This window comes from Streptomyces kurssanovii (assembly GCF_040677245.1).
GTDB lineage: Bacteria > Actinomycetota > Actinomycetes > Streptomycetales > Streptomycetaceae > Streptomyces > Streptomyces kurssanovii.
The window spans coordinates 1-23,013 of record NZ_JBFAQK010000082.1; the positions used below are offsets into that span (position 1 = coordinate 1).

General features: G+C 73.1%; 25 protein-coding genes. 13 read left to right on the forward strand and 12 right to left on the reverse strand.

Translation table 11 applies throughout. The features are described 5' to 3' along the window. Positions 1-116: 116 nt before the first annotated feature. Together AB0K36_RS32550 and AB0K36_RS32555 are read right to left on the reverse strand one after the other, a co-directional pair. On the reverse strand, positions 117-1,430 hold the full coding sequence (locus tag AB0K36_RS32550; RefSeq protein ID WP_364601082.1) for a S1 family peptidase: 1,314 nt from the start codon (positions 1,428-1,430) through the stop codon (positions 117-119). A 151-nt stretch (positions 1,431-1,581) separates the two neighbouring features. Continuing rightward, positions 1,582-2,103, reverse strand: a complete 522-nt coding sequence (locus AB0K36_RS32555) for a cupin domain-containing protein (protein ID WP_364601084.1) — start codon at positions 2,101-2,103, stop codon at positions 1,582-1,584. A gap of 173 nt (positions 2,104-2,276) precedes the next feature. Here AB0K36_RS32555 and AB0K36_RS32560 point away from each other — a divergent pair, with 173 nt between their 5' ends. Continuing rightward, on the forward strand, positions 2,277-3,119 hold the full coding sequence (locus tag AB0K36_RS32560; RefSeq protein WP_364601086.1) for a polysaccharide deacetylase family protein: 843 nt from the start codon (positions 2,277-2,279) through the stop codon (positions 3,117-3,119). 94 nt (positions 3,120-3,213) lie between these two features. Then, the gene (locus AB0K36_RS32565; RefSeq protein ID WP_364601088.1) at positions 3,214-4,104 is read left to right on the forward strand and encodes a DMT family transporter; all 891 of its coding nucleotides are present in this window, start codon (positions 3,214-3,216) and stop codon (positions 4,102-4,104) included. Positions 4,105-4,111: 7 nt separating this feature from the next. On the opposite strand, the gene AB0K36_RS32570 is transcribed toward AB0K36_RS32565, so the two are convergent. The 5 genes from AB0K36_RS32570 to AB0K36_RS32590 form a co-directional block, all read right to left on the reverse strand. Then, positions 4,112-5,230 (reverse strand): AI-2E family transporter, encoded by a 1,119-nt coding sequence (locus AB0K36_RS32570; protein ID WP_364601090.1) that lies wholly within the window; start codon positions 5,228-5,230, stop codon positions 4,112-4,114. Positions 5,231-5,367: 137 nt separating this feature from the next. Then, positions 5,368-5,565, reverse strand: coding sequence for a hypothetical protein (locus AB0K36_RS32575; RefSeq protein WP_364601092.1), 198 nt, complete (start codon positions 5,563-5,565; stop codon positions 5,368-5,370). A 10-nt stretch (positions 5,566-5,575) separates the two neighbouring features. Continuing rightward, entirely contained in the window at positions 5,576-6,268 is a 693-nt protein-coding gene (locus tag AB0K36_RS32580) for an ABC transporter (RefSeq protein WP_364601094.1), read from the reverse strand. Further along, entirely contained in the window at positions 6,265-7,170 is a 906-nt protein-coding gene (locus AB0K36_RS32585; protein WP_364601095.1) for an ATP-binding cassette domain-containing protein, read from the reverse strand. The genes AB0K36_RS32580 and AB0K36_RS32585 overlap by 4 nt, the downstream gene beginning before the upstream one ends. A gap of 11 nt (positions 7,171-7,181) precedes the next feature. After that, a complete protein-coding gene (locus AB0K36_RS32590) occupies positions 7,182-7,859 on the reverse strand; it encodes an AIM24 family protein (protein WP_364601096.1) in 678 nt (225 codons plus the stop codon). A 71-nt stretch (positions 7,860-7,930) separates the two neighbouring features. On the opposite strand from AB0K36_RS32590, the gene AB0K36_RS32595 reads away from it, so the two are divergent. Together AB0K36_RS32595 and AB0K36_RS32600 are read left to right on the forward strand one after the other, a co-directional pair. Next, positions 7,931-8,833, forward strand: coding sequence for an aminoacyl-tRNA hydrolase (locus AB0K36_RS32595; protein WP_435877985.1), 903 nt, complete (start codon positions 7,931-7,933; stop codon positions 8,831-8,833). 40 nt (positions 8,834-8,873) lie between these two features. After that, positions 8,874-9,308 (forward strand): DUF6892 domain-containing protein, encoded by a 435-nt coding sequence (locus AB0K36_RS32600; protein ID WP_364601098.1) that lies wholly within the window; start codon positions 8,874-8,876, stop codon positions 9,306-9,308. A 27-nt stretch (positions 9,309-9,335) separates the two neighbouring features. On the opposite strand, the gene AB0K36_RS32605 is transcribed toward AB0K36_RS32600, so the two are convergent. The 3 genes from AB0K36_RS32605 to AB0K36_RS32615 are packed head-to-tail and all read right to left on the reverse strand — an operon-like array spanning position 9,336 to position 10,509. Then, entirely contained in the window at positions 9,336-9,761 is a 426-nt protein-coding gene (locus AB0K36_RS32605) for a DUF6010 family protein (RefSeq protein WP_364601100.1), read from the reverse strand. Beyond that, a complete protein-coding gene (locus AB0K36_RS32610) occupies positions 9,758-10,045 on the reverse strand; it encodes a hypothetical protein (RefSeq protein WP_364601102.1) in 288 nt (95 codons plus the stop codon). The genes AB0K36_RS32605 and AB0K36_RS32610 overlap by 4 nt, the downstream gene beginning before the upstream one ends. A gap of 2 nt (positions 10,046-10,047) precedes the next feature. Then, positions 10,048-10,509: a hypothetical protein gene (locus tag AB0K36_RS32615; protein ID WP_364601104.1), complete on the reverse strand. Its 462-nt coding sequence runs from the start codon at positions 10,507-10,509 to the stop codon at positions 10,048-10,050. A gap of 358 nt (positions 10,510-10,867) precedes the next feature. On the opposite strand from AB0K36_RS32615, the gene AB0K36_RS32620 reads away from it, so the two are divergent. The 6 genes from AB0K36_RS32620 (at position 10,868) to AB0K36_RS32645 (ending at position 17,790) form a co-directional block, all read left to right on the forward strand. After that, on the forward strand, positions 10,868-11,806 hold the full coding sequence (locus AB0K36_RS32620) for a GlxA family transcriptional regulator (RefSeq protein ID WP_364601106.1): 939 nt from the start codon (positions 10,868-10,870) through the stop codon (positions 11,804-11,806). Between the two features lie 88 nt (positions 11,807-11,894). Next, on the forward strand, positions 11,895-12,371 hold the full coding sequence (locus tag AB0K36_RS32625) for an excalibur calcium-binding domain-containing protein (RefSeq protein ID WP_364601108.1): 477 nt from the start codon (positions 11,895-11,897) through the stop codon (positions 12,369-12,371). 223 nt (positions 12,372-12,594) lie between these two features. Continuing rightward, the gene (locus AB0K36_RS32630) at positions 12,595-13,383 is read left to right on the forward strand and encodes a DUF4142 domain-containing protein (protein ID WP_364601110.1); all 789 of its coding nucleotides are present in this window, start codon (positions 12,595-12,597) and stop codon (positions 13,381-13,383) included. A gap of 147 nt (positions 13,384-13,530) precedes the next feature. Beyond that, positions 13,531-15,081: an MbnB/TglH/ChrH family RiPP precursor modification enzyme gene (locus AB0K36_RS32635; RefSeq protein ID WP_364601112.1), complete on the forward strand. Its 1,551-nt coding sequence runs from the start codon at positions 13,531-13,533 to the stop codon at positions 15,079-15,081. A 5-nt stretch (positions 15,082-15,086) separates the two neighbouring features. Continuing rightward, positions 15,087-16,061 carry a TIGR04222 domain-containing membrane protein gene (locus AB0K36_RS32640; RefSeq protein WP_364601114.1) on the forward strand — a complete coding sequence of 325 codons (975 nt, stop codon included), beginning with the start codon at positions 15,087-15,089 and terminating at the stop codon, positions 16,059-16,061. Positions 16,062-16,188: 127 nt separating this feature from the next. Continuing rightward, complete coding sequence (locus tag AB0K36_RS32645; RefSeq protein ID WP_364601116.1) at positions 16,189-17,790, forward strand: alpha/beta hydrolase; 1,602 nt, start codon at positions 16,189-16,191, stop codon at positions 17,788-17,790. 79 nt (positions 17,791-17,869) lie between these two features. Here the strand turns inward: AB0K36_RS32645 and hemQ are convergent, their stop codons facing one another. Next, complete coding sequence (gene hemQ / locus AB0K36_RS32650) at positions 17,870-18,583, reverse strand: hydrogen peroxide-dependent heme synthase (protein WP_189471656.1); 714 nt, start codon at positions 18,581-18,583, stop codon at positions 17,870-17,872. A gap of 4 nt (positions 18,584-18,587) precedes the next feature. Then, complete coding sequence (gene hemG, locus AB0K36_RS32655; RefSeq protein ID WP_364601119.1) at positions 18,588-20,015, reverse strand: protoporphyrinogen oxidase; 1,428 nt, start codon at positions 20,013-20,015, stop codon at positions 18,588-18,590. Positions 20,016-20,144: 129 nt separating this feature from the next. On the opposite strand from hemG, the gene AB0K36_RS32660 reads away from it, so the two are divergent. The 3 genes from AB0K36_RS32660 (at position 20,145) to AB0K36_RS32670 (ending at position 22,981) form a co-directional block, all read left to right on the forward strand. After that, a complete protein-coding gene (locus AB0K36_RS32660) occupies positions 20,145-21,101 on the forward strand; it encodes a DUF4349 domain-containing protein (protein ID WP_364601121.1) in 957 nt (318 codons plus the stop codon). A 28-nt stretch (positions 21,102-21,129) separates the two neighbouring features. After that, complete coding sequence (locus AB0K36_RS32665; protein ID WP_364601123.1) at positions 21,130-22,512, forward strand: FAD-dependent oxidoreductase; 1,383 nt, start codon at positions 21,130-21,132, stop codon at positions 22,510-22,512. 100 nt (positions 22,513-22,612) lie between these two features. Beyond that, complete coding sequence (locus tag AB0K36_RS32670) at positions 22,613-22,981, forward strand: hypothetical protein (protein ID WP_364601125.1); 369 nt, start codon at positions 22,613-22,615, stop codon at positions 22,979-22,981. The last annotated feature ends 32 nt before the right edge of the window (positions 22,982-23,013 follow it).

Genomic DNA, 23,013 nt, shown 5'->3' on the forward strand with positions numbered 1-23,013 from the left:
GCCCGCCCCCCCCCCCGGGGGGGGGGGGGGGGGGGGGCCCCCCCCCCCCCGGCCGGTGGGGGGAAGTGCCCGCCGGCGGGGGGAGGGAGAACCACCGGCGGGGCAGTGACTACGGGTCAGTTGCCGTCGAAGCCTCCCTGCTGCTGGTCCTGGCCGTCCTGGCCCTGGCCGTCCTGCTGCTGGTCCTGGCCGTCCTGCTCCTGACCCTGCTGGTCCTGACCGTCCTGGTCCTGACCGTCCTGGTCCTGGCCCTGGCCCTGATCCTGGCCCTGATCCTGGCCCTGGCCCTGGCCGGCCGCGCCGCCGCCGTCGCCCGCGGTGATCTCCGCGCCGACCGCCGCGAGCGCCGTCGTCACCGGCTGGAAGAACGTCTCGCCGCCCGACGTGCAGTCACCGCTGCCGCCCGAGGTCAGGCCGATCGCGGCACCGTCGCGGGTGAACAGGGCGCCGCCGCTGTCACCCGGCTCCGCGCACACGTTCGTCTGGATGAGACCGGTGACCGTGCCCTCCGGGTAGTTCACGGTGGCGTTCAGACCGGTGACCTGACCGCTGTTCAGGCCCGTGGTACTGCCCATGCGGAACACTTCCTGGCCGACCGCCGCGTCGTCGGCGCCCACGATGTCCAGGGTCTGACCGTTGCCGAGGTCGACCGTGCCGGGGGCGTCGGTGGCGGGGTCGTCGTACGTGACGAGCGCGAAGTCGCCCTCGCCGGGGAACGTCGCCGCCTGCACCGTACCGATGGGTGCACCGTTCGCTTCCTCGGACCACTGGTCGTCGGCGACGCCGCAGTGTCCCGCGGTGAGGAAACCGGGCTGTCCGTCGCCCGTGGTCACGTTGAAACCGAGGGAACAGCGCGACCCGCCGCCGAAGATGGCGTCGCCGCCCTCGAGGAAGGGCCTGAACTCGCCCGCGGACTTCTGGATCCGGGCCATCCCGGAGCCGAGCGACTTCACGGTCGACTCCAGACGGTTCCAGCCGTCCCCCGCGACCGTGCGGTCGGCCGTGACCAGGAGCTGGTTGGTCCTGGGATCGACGGCCCAGGCCGTGCCCGGGACCGTGGCCTTGCGGGCCAGGGTGTCCGCCGCCGCCTTCAGCTGACCCATGCTGTTCTCGACGGGCCGCGCGACGGCCCCGGCCTCGTTGACCTGGACGATGACGCTGTTGCTGTCACCGACGACGTTGACGACGACCTGCTGTTTCTGCGCGTCGTAGTACGCACCTGCGTACGCGTCACCGAGCTGGGGGCCCAGTTCCGAGACGAGATCCTGGGCGGCCGCGGCGCTCAGGGTTCTGGGGTCGGCCTGCGACCCGGAACCGGAGCCGGACTGCGATGCGTTGGCGTGCGGCAGCAGCACGGCGGCCGCGGCGATGCCCACCGCCCCGGCTCCTGCAAGCACGGCCTTTCGCTTGGGTATTCGCCTGTGACTCAACTCGCCGCCTCCTGCGGGGATACGGAATCCGGTTGTCGACGACAGACCGGGGGACGCGTCCGACCGTTGATACGGATGAGGCGTGAGTTGTACTCATCGCGTGCGCGAAATCGCTGACCGACGCTCCGTCAGAGGGCGTCGGTGGTACGGCTCATGAGGGCAGCCGGGCGCCGCACCGGCTGCAATAGCGCGCGCCGGCATCCTCCGCGGGACGGTCGCACTCGGGGCAGACGCGGCCGAGCATGCAGGCCGGTTCTCCACCAGGTGCCTCGCGGGCCGCGACGGCGCCGCCCGCCCCTCGGTTCGCGGTCACGTTGCCGATGGCGAGGCCCGGCCGGCGCCGGTGCGCCGTGACGTAGACGAGGCCGTCCGGTCCGGCCGCGACGGAGCGTTCCATGCCGTGCGGCAGCCAGGCCACACATCCCGGTTCCAGCTCCTGCCGCACGCTCTGGGTCACGAGCTCGCCGCTGCCGTGGACCACGCAGAGCAGCACGTCGAGGTCCGGCTCGACATGGCCGGGGCGCCGGGTGCCGGGCGGGAGCCGTACGAGGTTGGCGTCCAGCTGCCGGGCGGCCGGCGTCAGCCGCCATACGGCGCCGCCACGGTCGTCCGGCACGGCGAGCGCGTCCGCCGTCGTGGCGAGCACACCGGCCGTCAGGGGCTGCTCTGCCATGCCGTTCCTCCAGAGCACGCGGGCCAACAGTCGCTCGCATGATTGCACAGTGCAATCCATGCCATGGAACCGCGCCCGGCCGACCGCACCGAACGGGCGGCCTCCGCGCGAAGCACCCGGACGCGGAGCCATGGTGACCGTGCACAGAGGCACCGATCACTTACTTTTCGTAAATGATCAGATCTGTACGAAAATTTACGGGTTTGACGGCCGCGGGTGTCGTGCTGGTCGGCTGCGGCGCTTCCGGCGGTCCCGTCTCCGCACCCACGCCGTCGTCGCCCCGCCCTGCCACCTCCGCCACCCGCGACACCACTCCGACCATGGCCCCCGGGCCCGGCGGTCACACCCCCGTGTTCATGCGCGCGAAGGCGGCCCGGGGCGCCGCGGACAGGACCGTCGCGCTCACCTTCGACGCCGACATGACCGCCGATCAGGGCCCGCGCGCCGAGCGCGGCGAACGGTTCGACAACCCCGCCCTGATCAAGGCCCTGCGCACCTTGAAGGTGCCCTCGACCGTCTTCATGACGGGCCGCTGGGCCGAGGAGTACCCCGCCCAGGCGAAGGCCATCGGCTCCGACCCGCTCTTCGAGATCGCGAACCACTCCTACAGCCACCACGCCTTCAGCTCCCCCTGCTACGGACTCCCCGAGATCGGCGCGGAGGACATGCTCGCCGATGTGCGGCGGGCCTTCGCCGCGTTCAAGAAGGCCGGTGCCCGCAACGTGGTGCCCTACTTCCGCTTCCCCGGCGGCTGTTACGACGACTCGGCGCTACGGGTCCTCGCGCCGGCCGGGGTCACCGCGGTGCAGTGGGACGTCGTCAGCGGTGACGCCTTCGCCACCGACGCGGACGCCGTCGCCGAGCAGGTGCTCAGCCGGGTGGGGCCCGGCTCGCTCGTCGTCATGCACTGCACCAGAAGCGCCGCCCCCGTCACCGAGGAGGCGGTCCGCAGGATCGTCCCGGAACTGCGCCGGCGCGGCTACCGGTTCGTCAAGGTCTCGGAACTGATGCGATAGCCACGCCCTGCCGTGGGCCACCGGCCGGGACGGCCACGGATGCCCCGCCCCGGACACACCACCGCGACCCCTGCACGCCACGGAGGCCGATCACGTGCACACCCTGCTCCCGGTACTGTTCGCGCTCGGCGCGGCGCTCAGCAACGCGTTCGCCACCGTGCTCCAGCGCAAGGCCGCCCTCGACGTCCCCCGCTCCGAGGGGCTGCGCGCCGGTCTCATGCTCGATCTGCTGCGCCGGCCCGTCTGGCTGCTCGGCATGCTCGCCGTCGTCGTCGCCGGTCTGTGCCAGGCGGTGGCGCTCGGGACCGGTCCGCTGACGATCGTCCAGCCGCTGTTCGTGCTCGAGCTGCCGCTCGCCCTGATCCTCGCGACCGTGATTCTGCACGGCAGCCTTCCGCGCGTCGGCTGGGTGGCGGTGGCGGCCGTGGTGACGGGCCTGGGCGTCGCCCTCGCCGCCGCGTCACCCTCCGGCGACCGCACCTCCGTACCCCTGGACCGCTGGATCATCGCCCTCGCCGTGTGCGGCGCGGCCGTCATCGCGCTCACCGCCGCCGCGCTGCGCCGCCCCGAGGGCCGCGCCCGGGCGGCCTGCTTCGGCTCCGCCACCGCGATCAGCTACGCGCTCACCGCGGCCCTGATGAAGTCGGCGGTGCACACGCTGGACGACCACGGCATCGGCGCCTTCCTCACGGCCTGGCAGACGTACGCGTTCGCGGCGACCGGGGTGTGCGCGCTCTTCCTGCTGGAGAACGCGATGCAGGCCGGCCCGCTGGTCGCGTCGCAGCCCGCGCTCACCCTCGGCGACGCGGCGGTGAGCCTCAGCCTGGGCATGGTCCTGTACGAGGAGGACGTCCGCACCGGCTGGTGGCTGGTCCCCCAGGCCCTCGGTGTGGCACTGGTGGTGGCGGGGGTCCTCGCTCTGGCCCGGCTGCCGCTCGCCCGTTCCCTGGTCGCGTCCGACGAACCGGACCGTGCGGTGCCCTGACGGCCGGTCAGCCCTCTTCGGCGGAAGCGAGGTCCCCGGCCGGCCTCAGCGCCTGCCGGACCGACCAGACGACGGCCACCAGCGGCACGGCGGCGACCGCGCCCACCATCCCCGCCGCGACGGCACCGCCGACGACCGACAGCGCGACCACGACCGGATGCAGCCGGACGGCCCAGCTCATCACGATCGGATGCAGCAGATGGCCCTCGATCTGCCCGATCACGACGATGAGCGCGACGACCACGGCCGCCGTCAGCGGCCCCTTGGCCGCGAGAGCCACCACCGCGGCCACCGCGAGAGCGACGGGGGAGCCGACGAGCGGGACGAACGCGGCGAAGAACTCCAGCAGGGCGAGCGGCAGGGCGAGCGGCACGCCGAGGGCGAAGAGGGCGATCCCGACGAGGACCGCGTTGGTGACCGCCACCAGGAGAATGCCGTGCGTGTAGCCGGTGAAGGTCCGCCAGGCGGCACGTCCCGCCACCGTGGCGCGCCGGCGGGCGACCGGCGGCAACTGACCGCAGAACCATCCCCACTGGCGGTCTCCGGAATGGATGAAGAAGACCGAGCAGAACAGCGCGAGGGCGAACACCGTCAGCACTTCGACCAGCCTGCGACCACCGCTCACCGCCTCGCTGATGACGGCGGACCGGTGGCTGGAGAGCCACTGCCCGATACGGGCCTGGATGTCGGTGAGCGCCTCGGGGTTCACGCGGAACGGAGGCCGCTCCAGCCAGTTCTCGATCCTTTCGATGCCGGTACGGAACTCCCGCACCAGAGTCGTCCGCTCCCCCGCGACCGCCTCACCGACCAGGGCGAGCACACCCAGGACGAGTGCGATGGTGGCGAGCAGTGAGACGGCGACCGCGAGCGGACGCGGCAGGACGCGTGCCACCAGGTCGGCCACCGGCCGGAGCACGGCGGTGACGACGAGGCCGAGGAAGACGGCCACGGCGATCTCATGGAACCGGCCGAGCACGGCGAAGACGCTGTAGACGGCGGCGGCCACCACGATGATCCGCCAGGCGTACGCGGCGGCCGTCCGCAGGGCCTCGGGCACCCTCGACGGGCCTGCGGGCACTTCTTGGGGGTGCTGCTGCGGGTCCGACGGCCGTGGGGGCATGCACATCGGCGTACCACCGGAAGGGCCCGGTGCCACGCTCGCGACGCCTTGTTCCCCCGAAGGCACGCCCGATGGCACGCTCGATCGCCCCGCCGGCAGGCGGGCATCCGGCCCGGCGGTCAGGGGCGGACGCGGGTCACACGCTAGCCGGAACAGGCCGTGCGCTCCGCCTCCCGCCACTCGCACACCGGACACAGCGTCGCGCCCTTGACCGTCTCGGGGTACTCGGTCGGCGCACGGCACAGGACGCATTCGGCGAAGGGCCCCTCGGCCGGGGTCCCGGCCTCGTGCCCTGCCGCCTCCCTCTCCGGGGTCTCGCGGTACGGCTCATACTCGTCCATACATTCGACTCTAGCTCGCGGCTCTGCCACCGTCCGCGCCCCGCAGCGGCGCCAGCACGGACGCGACGCCGGCAGCGGCGGCGGCGATCAGCGCCGCCGCGAGGAGCGGCAGCAGCGGCAGCGTCACCACGCCGTTCCGTGAGCCCGTGACCAGGCCGGTGACGGCGTACCTCGCCGGAGACCCGGCGCCGACCAGGGCCAGCAGCGCCAGCAGGACCGTCGCCACCAGCGACCACCCCCGCGCGTGCAGCAGCGGCCGGGTGCACAGCGCCCCGACCGCCAGCCCGAGCAGGACGCAGACCGCGCCCGCGACGAGCCCCGCACCCGCCGCGGCCGGCCGTGGGACCGCCACCTGGTGAGCGGCGCCCGAGGGGGCACTGATCAGCGCGACGACGATGACCGCGACGGCGCCCAGGGCCGCCGCGCACAGAGTGGCGGCGAGCAGTGCGGCCAGGTGCGCCCGGGGCGCGCCGGCCGCCGCCGCCGTGACGCTCCGCGCGGCCGGCGGCTCCTGCGTGGCGCAGATCCGCACGAGCCACGCGGTGACGGGCAGCAGCGCGGCGGCCGCGTAACCGAGGGAGCCCAGGACCGGTCCGCCGCCCTGGACGCCGACGGCCAGGAAGGCGCCGTAGAGCAGTACGGGCGGCAGCCAGCGCTGGGAGCGCAGGAGAAGGGCGGTGTGGTAGCGCAGAAGTGCCGTCATGCCTTCGTGCCGGTTCCTGTCGGGTACGTGGGCGTCGCCGCCGTCACCGCCGTCGCCGAGGGGTTCGCGGCCGGTTCCTCGGCCTCTTCGAGGTGCCGGATGTGCCACGGCGGCCGGGCGGTGAGCAGCGCACGGAGCAGGGCGTCGGAATACCCGGCAGGGACGGTGAGCACCGTGCCGCCGTCCTCACCCGCGATGTGCTCCGGATCTCCCGGCAGCGCGTCGGGCAGCGGTGCGCCGGGAGGGCCGACCGCCACGATCCGCGCCCACCGGCCCGGCTCCCGCCCGGCACGCGACGGGCCTTCGGCCGGCAGTTCCTCGACCCGGCCGTCCCGTACCCGGAACACCGCGTCGGCCGACGCCGCCGGCCGCCGGGGGTCGTGGTCGACGTGCACGACCGAAGCGCCCGCCGTGACCAGCTCGGCGACCGCGAGGTCGAGCTGCTCGCGCGCCGGGGTGTCGAGACCGGTCCACGCCTCGTCGAGCACGAGCAGTTCGGGGCCGGCGAGGAGCGCCTGGGCCACGGCGACCTTCTGGCTGGTGCCTTTGGACAGCTCACCGAGAGGCGTACGGGCGTAGTCCGCGGCACCGAAGCGTTCGAGCCACTCGGCGGCCCCGGCGGCCGCGGCCCGCCGCCCCAGTCCGTGGATCCGTCCCAGACGCGTCAGATAGCCGGCCGCGGTGAACGGGAGTGCGGCGGGGAAGCGTTCGGGGACGTAGGCCGTGCGGGGCCGGCCGGTGATCCGGCCCTCGGAGGGAGCGTCGATGCCGGCGAGCAGCCTCAGCAGCGTCGACTTGCCGCTCCCGTTGGCGCCCTGCACCCGGACGAGGGTGCCCGGGCGCAGGTCGAGGTCGACCCCGCGCAGCACCCAAGGCCCGCCGAGGCCGTAACGACGGCCCACCTGCCGGAGCTTCAGTTCTGTGACGCCTTCTGCTGGGTGAGCTCACTGGGCCGGACGATGACGAAACCCTCGCCCTCCAGCTTGAGTTGCACCGCTTCGCCCGAGCCGCCGCGGATCATCGAACCGACCGACTGCGAACGGTGCAGCGACGTGTTCAGTTGGGCGCTCCAGCCCACGACGGCGTCCGTGTCGACGAAGACCGGCTGCTGGTGGCTGACGGGGATCACGATCGGGCTGCCGTCGCAGATGACGCCCAGCTTCCCGTAGCCGGTGAAGAGGCTGTTGAAGAGGCCGCCGCCGGTCATGCCGGCACCCTTGACCGTCTTGATCTCGTACGACAGCGTCGCGTCGAAGCAGAGCACGTTGCGGCCGTTTATGGTCAGCGCGTCACCCTGCTCGATGTCGACGATGAAGCAGTTGGCCGCTTCGTGCGCGAACCACGCCTCACCCTGGCCGCGCACGGCCATCAGCGGCAGGCCCTCGCCGGTGACGGCGCGCTTGAGCATGCCGCCGATCCCCTGGCCCTTGCGCTCGAACTGGAGATTGCCGCGGAAGGCGATCATCGAGCCCTGCCGCGCGTGCATCTCGCCGTTGACCGCGTACTTGATCGACTTGGCGTTCTGCAGCGTCATTCCGGGCACGGTGGCCTGCTGTGCCATGTTCTCTGTGGAGAAAAGATCGCTCTTCATGGGGTGCATCGTCGCCCGGAGGGGCTCGTTCCGCCAACAACCTCCGGTCGGACGGCTGGCAGACTGGCGGCGTGAGCAGCGAAGACCTCCGTGAAATCCGGTCCGACAGTCCCTTCAGGCACCGGGCCGAGTCCCGTGACGCGGCACCGCAGTTCGTCCTGCCGCTGGTGGTGCGCATAGAGAAGTCCGGGCCGCCGACCCGTACCGACGCCCTGGAGACCGCCGCGCGCGCGGTCCTCGAGATCCTCGCCGACGAGCGCTCCACCGGAGAGGGAGAGTGGGCGCAGGCCGTGCGGGACTGGCAGGACGCCCGTATCCGCAAGGTCGTACGCCGGGCACGCGGCGCGGAGTGGCGCAAGGCCGGCACGCTTCCGGGCATCACGGTGACGGGCGCGGGCGGCCCGGCGGCGGGGTCCGGCGGGGCGACCGCGACGGACCCGGCTACCGGGACGTCCCCGGCCGCCGCGGCGGACGCCGGGGACGCCGCGGGCACGGCAACCGGCCCCGCGTCGGACCCGGCTCCGGCTCCGGCTGAGGTTCGGGTCTTCCCGCCGGTCCCGCTGGACGGCTGGCCGAAGGAACTGGCCAAGCTCCAGGTGTCCGGGACGGAGCTCGACGATCCCCGTCCGCCCGCCGCCCCCGACCGGACCCGTCCCGTCCTGTGGCTGAGCCCGGAGCTGGAGATGTCTGCGGGCAAGGCCATGGCCCAGGCCGGCCACGGAGCCCAACTCGCCTGGTGGGAACTGTCGGACGCGGACCGCGAGGCGTGGCGGGAGTCGGGCTTCGCGCTCTCCGTGCGCACCGCGGACCCGGCGGACTGGCCGGCACTCACGAAGAGCGGGCTGCCGGTCGTGCGCGACGCGGGCTTCACGGAGATCGCCCCGGGGTCGTGCACCGTCGTGGCCGACCACCCCTCGCTGCGCGGCGGGTACGGCGCCCGGCCCGGCCGCGGCAGGGCTGTCGGCTCCCACTGACAGCGGCAGGGCTGTCGGCTCCCACTGATATACGTGGGCCATGACCGTCTTCCGTGACTTCAACTTCAAGCTCCTCGTCGTCGAGAAGCTCATGTACTGGGACGAGACGCTGACACCGGCGTTCAGCCTGGAGCAGCACATGCGGGCGCGCGGGGTCGAGGACCTCGCCGCCTACGTCGAGGAGAACGAGCTGGAGTACACCGTCCTCGACGAGGCGCGCACGTACTTCGAGGACCTGGACATACCGGCGGAGCTGCTCGCCACCGTGGACGAGCTGACTTTCGACGGCGGGCACCAGGTCTTCATGGAGTGCGCCCCGGTCTGGGACGGCGAGGACGGCCTCTTCGACGTGCGTCGCCTCGACGACCTGGACCTGCTGCCGAACCTCAAGCTCTTCACCGGGAGGCTCGAGTTGGAGCACATGGTCCCCGGCGCGCTCGAGATTCTCGCGGCCCGGGGTATCGCCGTGCGCTGACGGCCGGGCGGCGGGGCCCGCGCCCGCCTATGAGGGCGGCGCATGCTCCGCGGCCCGGGGGCGCGCCGTCCGGCCGCGCACGAGGCTGATCAGTGAGGGACCGCCCCGCAGGCACCACAGGGCGATGACGGGGTCGCACACAGCGCAGGCCAGGGACGACTCGTGGTAGAAGGGCATGATCGGGTTGCCCTTGAAGTGGTGGAGCAGGTCCCAGGCGGTGTGCAGCAGCCAGGCGATGCCGATGAACGTCCAGGATTCCAGGCCCCGGTAGGCGACGTACGTGATGACGGCGGTGGCGAGGAACTCCCAGCCGCCGAGGCCGCCGCCGGTCAGGTAGGCGGCGCCCGCCCCCGCCACCATGATCGCGTTGAAGCGGCGTCGGTGCGGTTCCCGGATCAGGGACATGGCGAGGGCGTAGAGGACGCCGACGAGGATCGGCGAGAGGTAGGTCATGACCGGGTGGCTTCCTCGAGGTGGGAACGGACGGCGCCGGGGCGGTCGAGCCGCCGCAGCGCGAGGAGGCCGCCGATGCCGGGGACGACGGCGGCGGCCTTGGTGAGGGTCGTGGCCCGCCGGAGGCGCCACGTCGCGGCCACGACGAACAGGTAGGCGCAGCCGTGCGTGGGCCCCATCAGCGAGGAGACGGGCCCGAGATGGACGGTGGCGAGGTTGGCCGTCATGACGATCAGTGAGACGAGCTCGACGTGGGCCGCGATACGCAGGGGCCGCAGAGTCATGGTCACGCTCCTGTGGTGGAACCGGGGCGGATGATCATCAGGACCGTGACCGTGGCCCAGAGCAGGTTGAAGACGCCGGTGAGCATCGCGAGGCGGCCCGGTGACGCCGAGTCCCGGCCGGAAGCCGGCGCGGCGGCGAGGGCGGCCTCCTGGGCGGGCAGGATCAGCAGGGCGAGCAGGCCGGCGGCCGCCGCGGTCAGAAGGATCGAGGCGATCAGCCACGCGCTGCCGAGGACGCCGAGGCTGCCGGCCGTGGCGAACCCGAAGACGGGAACCGCGATGCCGACGACCGCGTAGACACGGCAGATGCGGTGCAGCGTCCGCAGGGTCGTGAGCGCCTCCCCGTCACCCTCGTCGCTGTGGGCGCCGCGCAGCGCCTTGGGGAACATGCTCGCCGCGACGGTGACCGGGCCGATGGCCACGACGGCGGCCAGGACATGCAGGATGAGGAAGAGTTTCGTCACGGTCGGGGCTCCGTGGCCACTCGAACGACAGGGCGCGCCGTGCCGGAGTCCGCGCCGCCCGACGGCCTACCGCCGGCGTACGGCACCTCGCGTGGAGCGGCGGCGGCGAGTGGATCGCAGCCGTCGCACAAGTCTGTATGGGCATGCATGGGGAGGGTCCTTCGTGTGCGGGAGGTCCGGTCGTCCGCCGGAGACGCCACCGAAGCTATCCGCCTGCCACCACCTCTCCCAGTGGCATCAGTGACACCTTTCAACGAGATAGCGCCAACACCGGAGAACGGCCTGTGAACTGTGCCGGGACAGAGATCCAGGGACATCCGGCCGGAGCGTGCGTCCGGTGGCGAGGTACGTTCCCGCCATGCACACCATCGCCGTTCTCGCCCTGGACCAGGTGATCCCCTTCGACCTGTCCACTCCGATCGAGGTCTTCACCCGCACCCGGCTCCCGGACGGGCGCCCCGGCTACCAACTGCGGGTGTGCGCCGAACAGCCGGAGGTCGACGCCGGCACGTTCACCCTGCGCGCGCCGTGGGGGCTGGAAGGGCTCACGGGCGCGGACACGATCGTCGTGCCCGGCACCGCCGCCCCCACCGCCCCGCTCTCCCCCGCCGTCCGTGACGCGCTGAGGGCCGCAGCCGAGGACGGCACGCGCATCGCCTCCATCTGCTCGGGCGCCTTCCCGCTGGCCGCCACCGGGCTCCTCGACGGCCTGCGGGCCACCACCCACTGGGTCGCGGCAGACCTCTTGGCCGCCGCCCACCCGGACGTCGAGGTCGACCCGGACGTCCTGTACGTCGACAACGGGCAGATCCTCACCTCGGCGGGCGCGGCGGCGGGCCTGGACCTGTGCCTGCACATGATCCGCCGCGACTACGGCTCCGCCGTCGCCGCCGACGCCGCCCGTCTGTCCGTGATGCCCCTCGAACGCGAGGGCGGGCAGGCGCAGTTCATCGTCCACGACCACGCGCCCGCCCCGCAGGGCTCCGCGCTGGAGCCCCTGCTCACCTGGCTCCAGGACAATTTGGGCCGCGACCTCACGCTCGCCGGCATCGCCGACCAAGCGGGGACCAGCACCCGCACGCTGATACGGCGCTTCCGCGAACAGACCGGCACGACCCCGCTCCAGTGGCTCCACCGTGCCCGCATCCGTCGGGCCCAGCACCTGCTGGAGACCACGGACCACTCCGTCGAACGCATCGCCTCCCAGGTCGGCTTCGGCTCCCCCACCGCCTTCCGTGACCGCTTCAAGCGCACCACCGGGGTCTCCCCCCGGACCTACCGGCGCACCTTCGGCTGAGGTCCGGATTCAACTACTCCGATTTTCGTCCTTTCTGGAGTGCCGGACGCTACGGTGAGTCTTCACACAATCTGCACAAGGGGGGACCTTGAGCACTCCGTACACCACCACTCCGCCACCGCGCGGCCCCGTGCCCGCCGGGACGCAACGGCCGCTGTGGAAGATGAAGCGCACTTACGCCGGCGGACTGCTGATCATGGCGCTCGGCTTCGGATGCGGTGGCGCCGCCGCATCCGACGACGCCGCACCGGCCGCGAAGCCGAGCCCCGTCCCGACCGTCACCGAGACGGTCACCGCGACGGCGACCACCACCGCGACGCCCGCCCCCAAGGCCACGGTCACCGAACCCGGGCCCACCGTGACCGTGAGGGTGACCAGGACGGAGACGGCCGACACCTCCGACAGCGGTGAGAGCGACTCCGGCAGCGGCGGCGACGCGGACGTGTACTACGAGAACTGCACCGCCGCCCGGGCCGCGGGGGCCGCGCCCGTCCACCGGGGTGAGCCCGGCTACGGCAGCCACCTCGACCGGGACAACGACGGCACCGGCTGCGACGGGGGCTGACGAACCACTGCCCGCCGGCACGACCGGCGCGTACCGCACGCGCCTGCCCGTCGGCACGGGCGGGCGGGCCGCCGTTGAACAACCGGGGGCCCGGCTGCGTACTTCCAAGTACCGCCCAGTAGTTTGACCGGCTAAGTTCGACCGGCAGGCGGCCGGCGGGCTGACCGGCCATTCAGCAGGGCGGTTGGTTGCCGTGTAACGCATCGGCTCTGGAGGCACATTGTTGCGGCGCATCAACGGAACAGCACTCATCATCGCGGCCCTGGTCGTCACGGTCGGGGCGCTCGCGTTCCCCGTGTGGTCCTACGCCGACCGTTCCGGCACCGGGCAGGACAATCTCAACGCCTCGAGCGTGGCGACACAGTGGGGGCCGCTGTCGGCCACCGACCGCGACTTCCTGGTCAAGGTACGGCTCGCCGGCCTGTGGGAACTGCCCGCCGGGCAGCAGGCGATAGAACGCGCGCCCACCGAGGCCGTCAAGGCGGCCGGCGACCACCTCGTCGTCGGCCACACCGACCTCGACAAGCGGGCGCGCAACGTGGCGGCGCAGCTGGGGGTCGAGCTGCCGAACCAGCCCACCGAGCAGCAGCAGGGCTGGCTGCGTGAACTGTCCGCGGCGCAGGGCGAGGAGTACGAGCGGAAGTTCGCCCAGCTCCTGCGGAACGCGCACGGCAAGGTCTTCGCGCTGATCGCCCAGGTCCGCCACACCACCCGCAACACGCTGATCCGCCAGCTCGCCACGGACGCCAACCAGACGGTGCTCGACCACATCACGATGCTCGAGCAGACCGGCCGGGTCGACTTCGACGCCATCGCCAACGAGGCGGCGGCGGGGGCCACGGCCAGCCCGAGCGGTCCGCCGCCGCCGGACGGCAATCTGCCGCCCGCGCCGCCCGCGGTCACCCCGACCGGGGACCAGTCGTTCACGTCCCGGCCGTCACCGCAGCCCGGTGCGCCGACCGCGGTCAACACCGACCGCCCGGCACCGCAGGACCCCGTGCCGGCGGGGTGACCGGACGGCCGTGACGTGACATGAGGTTCCGGTCCGGCCGGGCCGGAACCTCAAATCAACCTCTGAACGTCCCCTCCTTCGGATTCACCCGCTCGTGCGGGGGCCATGACCCTGGCACGTCACACGTCGGGCGTGGAGGAGGGGACCATGGAACTCGGCATCGGAATCGGCTGGCGGCCGGAGATCTCGGACACGGTGGAGCGGCTGCCGGACCTCGACTGGGTCGAGGTCGTCGCGGAGAACGTCTGCCCCGGCCACCTGCCGCCCGCGCTGCTGCGGCTGCGCTCGCGCGGCGTCCGCGTCGTCCCGCACGGCGTCTCGCTCGGACTCGGCGGCGCCGACCGGCCGTCGGAGCGGCGCCTGGCCGATCTGGCCGAGCGGGCGGAGGCACTGGACGCGCCGCTGGTCACGGAGCACATCGCGTTCGTGAGGGCGGGCGGCGCGCTCACCGCCTCCTCCGTGCTGGAGGCCGGTCACCTGCTGCCCGTGCCCCGCACCTGGGACGCGCTCTCCGTGCTGTGCGAGAACGTGCGCATCGCGCAGGACTCCCTGCCGGTGCCGCTGGCGCTGGAGAACATCGCCGCGATGTTCTCCTGGCCCGGCGAGGAGCTCACCGAGGGCCAGTTCCTCGCGGAGCTCGTGGAGCGCACGGGAGTACGGCTCCTGATCGACGTGGCCAACCTCCACACCAACCACGTCAACCGGGGCGAGGACCCGTCCGCCGCGCTCGACGAACTGCCGGTGGAGTCGATCGCGTACGTCCATGTCGCGGGCGGTCTCGAACGCGACGGCATCTGGCACGACACGCACGCGCACCCGGTGACGCAGCCGGTCCTGGACGTCCTGTCGGACCTGCGGGCCAGGGTGGACCCGCCGGGGGTGCTGCTGGAGCGCGACGACGACTTCCCGGCGAGTTCGGAGCTGGAGGGGGAACTGGCGACGATCCGGGCGACGTTGGAAGCGGCGGGTCTCCGCCGGGCGTCCGGCCGGTACGCGGCTCCACGGGTCCCGGCCGGGGCGGGTGCCGTGCCGGGCGGCCACGGGGGTGCGGGTACGCCTGCGGCGGGCCTGTTCCCCACCCCGCCCCTTCCCGTACCGGGGGCTCTGCCCCCGGGCCCCCGCGCCTCAGACTCCCCCTACGGCCTGGCGGCCGTGGGAGGTGCCCCCGGCGAGATTGATTTCGCGAAGCGAAAGCCGGCCCGCCCGGCGATCGAGGGCACCGCGCGAAGCGCGGTACGGGGCCCGGGGCCTGCCCCGGTTCCGGGAAGGGGCGGGGAGGGGACCGGCTCCGCGCAGCGCCAGCACGTCGCGCTCACCCAGGCCGCGCTGCTGTCCGCGCTCGTCGCGGGCACACCCGCGCCCGAGGGGTTCGACGCACGCCGGCTGCGCGTGCAGAGCCGCGCGCTCGTCGCGAAGCGCGCGGACGTCGTCGCGAAGGTCGCGCCGGAGCTGCCCGAGATCCTTGGCACCGGCTACCGGTCCGCCTTCGTCGCGTACGCCAAGAACCGCCCCATGCACGCGGGTTACCGGCGTGACGCGCTCGACTTCGCCGAGCATCTGCTGGCATCGAGGCGCCCGGAGGACGGCGCCGCCCGGCGAAGGCTGAGCCTGTGGTGGCAGGAGCGCAGCGCCCCCCGTCCGCCGCGCGGGGCGACCCGCCTGGTCCGCGTGGCCCGTGCCGCGCTCGCGGCGAGGTGAGCGCCATGGGTCTGCTCGCGCTCGCCGTCCATCTCGCCGTCGGCCTGTCGTCCCTCTTCCTGATCATCCGGGTGTCCGCCGCGCAGCCGCCTTCCCGCGGCGCGGCGAACGTCCACGACGTGTACGAGGCGGCCTTCCTCGCGGGCGGCCCCGGCCGCGTCGTCGACGCCGCGCTCACCGCCCTGCACAGTGACGGGCGGATCGCGGTCGGCTGGCCCGGGGTTCTGTCCGTGATGCGGCCCGTCGCGCGGGACCCGGTGGAGCGGGCCGTCTTCTCGGTGCTCCCCTACGCCCCGAACGGCGCGCTGCACACCGTGCGCCTCCACACCATGCGCAGCCCCGCCGTGCAGGAACTCGGTGACGCGCTCGCGGCACGCGGCCTGATGGTGCCGCCCGGCCACGGCACGGGGCTCGCCAGGTGGGGCGTGACCCAGAGCGTGGTCTGCTTCGTCGGCCTCCCGGTGGCGTTCGTCCTCACCGTCGCCGAATTCCTCGGCGACACGTCCGGCGGGTCGGGGTCGCCGTTCGTCCTCCTGCTCTTCCCGGCGCTGATCGTGGGCGCGGTGATCGGCTCGTTCCAGGCGGCCCGCGCCCGGCGGCGCGTCACCCCGGCGGGGCGGAGCGCGCTGCGGGCGTACCGCCTGGCGCACTCGAGGACGCGGGATCCGGCCGGCCTGGTCGCCCTGCACGGGGTGCGCGGCGTGCCGGACTTCGCGCTGCGGAGGCAGTTGGGCGCGGCGGTCAGGGTCCGCACGACCGGCGGCGCGGCGGGCGGCGTGAGCGATGCGTCGTCGTACGCGCTCCCGTACGCGGGTGAGGCCGTGTGGTGCGCCGGTTCGTCGTCCGATTCGGGCGGCGGTTCCGGTTGCGGCGCGTCCGGCGGGTCGGGCTGCGGCGGATCAGGGGGTGGTTCCTCCGGCTCCTCCTGCGGCGGCTCCTCCGGATCCAGCTGCGGCGGAGGCTCCAGCAGCAGTTCCTGACCGGACCGGCATCGGGGTCATAGGCCCCGACACCGCCGGACGGTGCTTTACTTCACGAATCCCCCTGCCCAAGATCCCTTTCGTCCCGTGGCCGCCGCCCGGCCGCCCCGCGCACGAAGGGAACGCGATGAGAACAGCCGCGAAGTACGGGGCCGTGGCGGGCCTCGGTTCCTTGCTCCTCACCTCGGTCGCCGTCGCCCCCGCCGGCGGTACGACGACCACCGACGCCGCCGCCCGCGGCACCGCCGTCGCCGCCGAGCGCGCCGCGGCGGCAGGCATCGACTTCGGCCGCTGCCCCGCCGCCGAGAAGCTGCCCGACACGGTCCGCTGCGGCACCGTCGAGGTCCCGCTCGACTACGCCGACCCGTCGGGCCGCCGGATCGAACTCACCGTCAGCCGGGTGCGGGCGAGCGGCGGGAAGTCGCAGCGGCAGGGCGCCTTCGTCTACAACCCGGGCGGCCCCGGCGCCTCCAGCATGTCCTTCCCGCTGGCGGCCGGGCTGCCCGAGTGGAAGCGGATCGCCGAGGCGTACGACATCGTGGGCTACGCGCCCCGCGGTGTCGGCCGGTCCGCCCCGCTGTCCTGCCAGGATTCGGAGGACTTCCTCAAGGCCCCCACCCAGGCCCCGACGCACCCCTCCCTCTCGTACAAGAAGGAGCGCATCGCGCAGGCGCGGGCCTACGCGAAGGGCTGCGCGGAGCGGACCGGCGCGGCGCTGCGCCACTACACGTCGCTGAACAACGCCCGCGACCTGGACGTGCTGAGGGCGGCGCTCGGCGAGAAGAAGCTGACGTTCATGGGCGCCTCGTACGGCACGTACTTCGGCGCCCTGTACGCGACGATGTTCCCCTCCCATGTGCGCCGCATGGTCTTCGACTCGGCGGTCGACCCGGACCCGGAGCAGATCTGGTACCGCAACAACCTGGACCAGTCGGAGGCCTTCGAGAGCCGTTGGGCCGACTTCCGTGCCTGGGTGGCGAAGCACGACAAGACGTACGGGCTCGGTGCGACCCCCGAGGACGTGGCACGCAGTTACGACGAGGTACGCGCCCGCCTCGAGCGGGAGCCCGCGGGCGGCACGGTGGGTCCGGGCCAGCTGCACGCCGCGTTCCTGGGGGCCGGCTACTACGACGACTACTGGCCGCTGCGCGCCGGCGCGCTGTCGGAGTATCTGAAGGGCGACCCGCAGCCGCTGATCGAACAGGCCGCGCCCGAGCGCGGGGAGGCGAAGGCGGCGGAGAACGGCAACGCCGTCTACACGGCGGTCGAGTGCAACGACGCCCCGTGGCCGGAGGACTGGCTCACCTGGGACCTGGACAACTCGCTGCTGGCGAAGCGCGCGCCGTTCGAGACCTGGGACAACGTGTGGATGAACCTGCCGTGCGCCTTCTGGCAGGAGCCCCGGCAGCAGCCGTTGGACGTCCGTACGGAGCCGGGGCAGCTGCCGCCGACGCTGATCCTGGCGGCGGAGCGGGACGCGGCCACCCCGTACACGGGAGCGCTGGAACTACAGCGGCGGCTGGCGGGCTCGGTGCTGGTCACGGAGGAGGACGCGGGGACGCACGGCATCGGCGGCGGCAGCAACACCTGCGTCAACAAGCACCTGGAGGACTATCTGCTGCGGGGTGAGACGCCGGTGCGGCGCGCATCGTGCGCGCCGCACCCGGAGCCCGACCCGGTGTCGCTGGACCGGCGGGCGGAGCAGCGGAAGCTGCCGCACGCCGTCTGATCTTCCGGGCCATATGGACGGCTGGGTATCCGCTTCGCAGAAGCGGAAACCCGGCCGTCAGGTCGTTCGCCGACGGAGGTTACGCGAGACCCGCCACGAGGTCCGCCACGTCCTTGCGGCGGCCGGTGTAGAACGGGACCTCCTCGCGGACGTGCATCCGCGCCTCGGACGCACGCAGGTGCCGCATCAGGTCGACGATGCGGTACAGCTCGTCCGCCTCGAAGGCGAGGATCCACTCGTAGTCGCCGAGCGAGAACGAGGCGACCGTGTTGGCGCGCACGTCCGGGTAGCCGCGGGCCATCTTGCCGTGGTCGGCGAGCATCCGGCGACGGTCCTCGTCGGGGAGCAGGTACCAGTCGTAGGAGCGCACGAAGGGGTAGACCGAGACGTAGTTGCGGGGAGTCTCGTCGGCCAGGAACGCCGGGATGTGCGACTTGTTGAACTCGGCGGGGCGGTGCAGCGCCATGTTCGACCACACCGGCTCGAGTGCGCGGCCCAGACGGGTGCGGCGGAAGCGGTTGTACGCGTCCTGGAGCTCGTCCGCGGTCTCGGCGTGCCACCAGATCATCACGTCGGCGTCGGCACGCAGCCCGGAGACGTCGTACGTACCGCGCACGGTGACGTCCTTCGCGGCGAGCTGGTCGAACAGCTCCTGGACCTCCTCGGCGTAACCGGAACGGTCCTCGGGCAGCACGTCGCGCAGCTTGAAGACGGACCACAGCGTGTACCGGATGACCTCGTTGAGGTCCTTGGCCTTCTTGCCCGCGTTCGGGATCTTTTCTGGCGCACTCATACGGCTATTGTCCCGCCTCCCGATCTGTGCCCCGCGCCAGGGTCGGCGTGGCGAGGATCTCGTCCGCGGCGCGCTGTCCGCTCGCGACACAGGCCGGGATCCCGACCCCCTCGTACACGGCGCCGCAGACCCGCAGGCCCGGCAGCTTGGCGACCTCGTCGCGGATGCGGGCGACACGGGCGAGGTGGCCCACGGGGTACTGCGGCAGGCCGCCGGTCCACCGGGTGACCTCGGCGGCGACGGGACGGGCCGTGAGTCCCACGGCCGCGCGGAGGTCGGTCAGCGAGACGTCGACGAGCTCCGCGTCCTCGCGTTCCAGGGCCTCCTCCTCGCCGTAGCGGCCGACGGAGGTACGCAGCACGAACAGATCGCCGGCGCCCCGCGCGACCCAGCCCCACTTGTTGGAGGAGAACGTGGACGCCTTGATGGTGCGCCCGTCCACCGGCGGGACGAGGAATCCGCTGCCCGCCGGCATTTCCGTTACGTCGGCGCGCCGGAACGCCATGGTGACCAGCGCCATGGAGGCGTACTCGACTCGGCCGAGCTCGGCCGCGGCGGCGGGCGACTCGGACGCCAGCAGGGCGGACGCGGACCAGGCGGGCGTCGCCAGCACCACGGCGTCGGCGTCGAGCGTCCCGCGGTCGGTGCGGACCCGCCAGCCGTTCGCGGCGCGGGTCAGACCGAGGACGGGCGTCTCGGTGCGGATGTCGCCGCCCTGGGCGCGTACGGCGTCGGCGACGGCGCCCGGCAGGGTGCCGATGCCGCCGTCGAGCCCCATGAAGACCGGCCCGCCCGTCTGCTGCCCGGCCGCCCTCGCCTGGATGTCCCGCACTCCCTCGAGCAGCGAGTCGTGGGTCCTGGCCGCCTCGAAGAGCTGGGGGACGGCCGCGCGCATCGAGATGCGGTAGGCGTCGCCCGCGTAGACGCCGCCGAGCAGCGGTTCCACCAGCCGGTCGACGACCTCCCGCCCGAGGCGCTCGGCGACGTACGCGCCGACGGCCACGTCGTCGCCCACGGCGGTCGGCGCGAGGTCCTTCTCGTGCCCGATGCGGGCGAGGCCCTCCGGGGAGAGCAGCCCGGCGAGCGCCGACGCGTCGCCCGGGACGCCCATCACATGGCCCTTCGGCATGGGCCGCAGCGCGTCACGGGTCCAGACCGCCGACGTCGCCGTGGCCGGCGGCTCCAGCCGGTCGCCGAGGCCCACGGCGCGGGCGAGGCCGGTGCCCTCGGAACGGCGGGCGAGCATCGACTCGGCGCCCAGGTCGACCCGTACGCCCTCGATCTCGCCCGACCGCAGTTTGCCGCCGACCCGGGCGGTCGCCTCGAGGAGGGTGACGCGCACGCCGGAGGCGAGCAGCCGGTGCGCGGCGGCCAGACCGGCGATACCGCCGCCGATGACGACGACATGGCGCGCTCGTGTGTCCACGTTCATGGTCCAACTCTCTCAAACGCCGTTCCGAGTCCTGACCGTGACCGCTTCGGAACCCGGGACCGGCAACCCTCGCCGGGGGCGCGGCGTCGAACCTGCGACAGGTTCACGACCCATCCCCGGGGGGCCGGTATGCGTGCACGGCGTGCGTTCGCGGTACTACTTCTCACTGCCTCACTCGGCCTCGCCGGGTGCGGCGCAGGTTCCGACTCCGGCGACGGCGCGCAGAGCGCGGCGAAACCGGCCGCGCGTGACGCGGAGGGCGCGGCCGGTTCAGGACAGGCGGCCGACGAGGCGGCGGGAGCGCCTGCCGAGGACGGCGCGGACCGTGACGGCGCCGCGAAGCCGTCGGCGCTGCCGAGCACCCACGTCATCCGCACGGCCACGCTCGAGGTGGAGGTCGAGGACGCCGCCAAGGCGCTCGCCGCGGCCCGCAGGGCGGCGGGGAACGCGGGCGGACACGTGGAGAACGAGAGCACCGAGCGGATCGACGACACGCATGTCACGTCGAACGTCGTGCTGCGCGTACCGCAGGAGCGCTACGAAGCGGTGCTGGCCGAACTGGCCGGAGCCGGGAAGCTGTTGTCCCGCACGGCCGACGCGAAGGACGTCACCGGCCAGGTCGTGGACGTCGAGAGCCGTATCGCGACCCAGCGGGCGAGCGTCGCCCGGGTGCGGGAGCTGATGGACCGGGCGACGAGGCTGTCGGACGTCGTCACGCTCGAGGCGCAGCTGAGCACCCGTCAGGCCGACCTGGAATCCCTGCTCGCACAGCAGGCGACGCTGAAGGACCGCACCTCGCTCGCCACGATCACCCTGACGCTTTCGGAGCCGGAGCGCGAGGAGACCAGCAAGGAGGACAACGGCCCCGGCTTCCTCGACGCGCTCGGCGGCGGCTGGGACGCGCTGGTCGCGACCCTGCGCTGGATCGCGGTGGCGGTGGGCGCGGTGGCCCCCTTCGCGGCGCTGGGCGCGCTGCTGTACGCGGTGTGGCGGTGGCTGGTACGTCCCCGGCTGCCCAGGCGTCCGGCCGGGCCCACGACTGCCTCCGCCCCCCTCCCGGCCGCTCCCCCGGTCGCGGAGGACTGAACGACCCCTCCCCCGTAGCGTGTTCCCCATGACAGCGACCGAACGTCTGGTGATCATCGGGGGCGACGCGGCGGGCATGTCCGCCGCGTCGCAGGCGCGCAGGATGAAGGGACCGGACGAGCTGGAGATCGTCGCGTTCGAACGCGGCCACTTCAGCTCGTTCTCGGCGTGCGGCATCCCGTACTGGGTGGGCGGCGACGTCGGCGAGCGCGACGAACTGATCGCGCGCACCCCCGAGGAGCACCGCGCGCGGGCCATCGACCTGCGCATGCGCACCGAGGTCACGGAGATCGACGTCGCGGGCGGCCGGGTGCGCGCTCGCGACGCCGGGACGGGCGCCGAATCGTGGACCGGCTACGACAAGCTGGTGATCGCGACCGGCGCCCGGCCGATCCGCCCCGCGCTGCCGGGTATCGACGCGCCCGGCGTGCACGGCCTGCAGACCCTCGACGACGGCCAGGCGCTGCTGGACACCCTCTCCCGCACCGAGGGCCGGCGGGCGGTCGTCGTCGGCGCCGGCTACATCGGTGTCGAGATGGCGGAGGCGCTCCTCAAGCGCGGTTACGAGGTGACGGTCGTCAACCGCGGCGAGCAGCCGATGGCGACCCTCGACCCGGACATGGGCCGGCTGGTCCACGAGGCGATGTCGGGCATGGGCATCACCACCGTCTCCGGCACGGCCGTCACCGGGATCCTCACCGGCGACGACGGCCGGGTCCGGGCCGTCGCCACCGACAGCGCCGAACACCCGGCGGACGTCGTGGTGCTGGGCATCGGCGTCGAACCGGAGACGGCCCTCGCCCGCGCGGCCGGCCTGCCGCTCGGCAGCCACGGCGGCCTGCTCACCGACCTCGCGATGCGGGTCCGCGGCCACGAGAACATCTGGGCGGGCGGAGACTGCGTCGAGGTCCTCGACCTCGTCTCCGGCCGCGAACGCCACATCGCGCTCGGCACGCACGCCAACAAGCACGGACAGGTCATCGGCGCGAACGTGGGCGGCGGCTACGGCACGTTCCCGGGCGTCGTCGGCACCGCGGTGAGCAAGGTGTGCGAACTGGAGATCGCCCGCACGGGCCTGCGGGAGAAGGACGCCCGCGCGGTGGGCCTCCAGTACGTGACGGCGACCATCGAGTCGACGAGCCGCGCGGGCTACTACCCGGCCGCGGCCCCGATGACGGTGAAGATGCTCGCCGAACGCCGCACCGGCCGCCTGCTGGGCGTCCAGATCGTGGGCCGAGAGGGCGCGGGCAAACGCGTGGACGTCGCGGCGGTGGCGCTGACGGCCGGCATGACGGTCGACCGGATGACGGCGCTGGACCTCGGCTACGCCCCGCCGTTCTCCCCGGTCTGGGACCCGGTTCTGGTGGCGGCCCGCAAGGCGTCGGCGGCGGTCAGGAAGGAGGGAGGATAACCGCCCGCGCGTGGGGGTCCCTGTCGTTGCGTCCGGACGGCCGAATTCACCGAGAGTGACGAATTGCGACCATTGACTCACTGTGGGTTAACTCAGTGACATGATCCGACACATAGCGCGTGCGCTCTGCGCCGCCTCCCTCGTCATCGCGCCCATCGCGATAAGCACTCCCGCCCACGCCGTCACGTGCACCGTCAACGGCAGGACCGTCACGGGCACGGCCGTGAACGGCACCGCCGGCAGCGACTTCATCCGCTGCGCCACGGTCAATGCCGGTGACACGGTCAACGGCCTCGGCGGCAACGACTACATCATCACGGGCCCGGTCAACGGCACCGTCCTCGGCGGCACCGGCAGCGACTACGTGCGGACCGGCGCGAACGCCGGCCTCGTGGACGGGGACGGCGGCTTCGACTACTGCGTCGTTGCGTCCGGCAACGAGCCCGTGAACTGCGAATACCCCTTCTGACCCGACGGCTCGCCGCGGTGCCGGCCGGCACC

Bases quoted from the DNA above. Each gene is read 5' to 3' on its own strand.
- AB0K36_RS32555 (WP_364601084.1), bottom strand. From the start codon at position 2,103: ATGGCAGAGCAGCCCCTGACGGCCGGTGTGCTCGCCACGACGGCGGAC.
- AB0K36_RS32560 (WP_364601086.1), top strand. From the start codon at position 2,277: ATGATCAGATCTGTACGAAAATTTACGGGTTTGACGGCCGCGGGTGTC.
- AB0K36_RS32570 (WP_364601090.1), bottom strand. From the start codon at position 5,230: ATGTGCATGCCCCCACGGCCGTCGGACCCGCAGCAGCACCCCCAAGAA.
- AB0K36_RS32575 (WP_364601092.1), bottom strand. From the start codon at position 5,565: ATGGACGAGTATGAGCCGTACCGCGAGACCCCGGAGAGGGAGGCGGCA.
- AB0K36_RS32580 (WP_364601094.1), bottom strand. From the start codon at position 6,268: ATGACGGCACTTCTGCGCTACCACACCGCCCTTCTCCTGCGCTCCCAG.
- AB0K36_RS32590 (WP_364601096.1), bottom strand. From the start codon at position 7,859: ATGAAGAGCGATCTTTTCTCCACAGAGAACATGGCACAGCAGGCCACC.
- AB0K36_RS32600 (WP_364601098.1), top strand. From the start codon at position 8,874: ATGACCGTCTTCCGTGACTTCAACTTCAAGCTCCTCGTCGTCGAGAAG.
- AB0K36_RS32605 (WP_364601100.1), bottom strand. From the start codon at position 9,761: ATGACCTACCTCTCGCCGATCCTCGTCGGCGTCCTCTACGCCCTCGCC.
- AB0K36_RS32610 (WP_364601102.1), bottom strand. From the start codon at position 10,045: ATGACTCTGCGGCCCCTGCGTATCGCGGCCCACGTCGAGCTCGTCTCA.
- AB0K36_RS32620 (WP_364601106.1), top strand. From the start codon at position 10,868: ATGCACACCATCGCCGTTCTCGCCCTGGACCAGGTGATCCCCTTCGAC.
- AB0K36_RS32635 (WP_364601112.1), top strand. From the start codon at position 13,531: ATGGAACTCGGCATCGGAATCGGCTGGCGGCCGGAGATCTCGGACACG.
- AB0K36_RS32640 (WP_364601114.1), top strand. From the start codon at position 15,087: ATGGGTCTGCTCGCGCTCGCCGTCCATCTCGCCGTCGGCCTGTCGTCC.
- AB0K36_RS32645 (WP_364601116.1), top strand. From the start codon at position 16,189: ATGAGAACAGCCGCGAAGTACGGGGCCGTGGCGGGCCTCGGTTCCTTG.
- hemQ (WP_189471656.1), bottom strand. From the start codon at position 18,583: ATGAGTGCGCCAGAAAAGATCCCGAACGCGGGCAAGAAGGCCAAGGAC.
- hemG (WP_364601119.1), bottom strand. From the start codon at position 20,015: ATGAACGTGGACACACGAGCGCGCCATGTCGTCGTCATCGGCGGCGGT.
- AB0K36_RS32660 (WP_364601121.1), top strand. From the start codon at position 20,145: ATGCGTGCACGGCGTGCGTTCGCGGTACTACTTCTCACTGCCTCACTC.
- AB0K36_RS32665 (WP_364601123.1), top strand. From the start codon at position 21,130: ATGACAGCGACCGAACGTCTGGTGATCATCGGGGGCGACGCGGCGGGC.
- AB0K36_RS32670 (WP_364601125.1), top strand. From the start codon at position 22,613: ATGATCCGACACATAGCGCGTGCGCTCTGCGCCGCCTCCCTCGTCATC.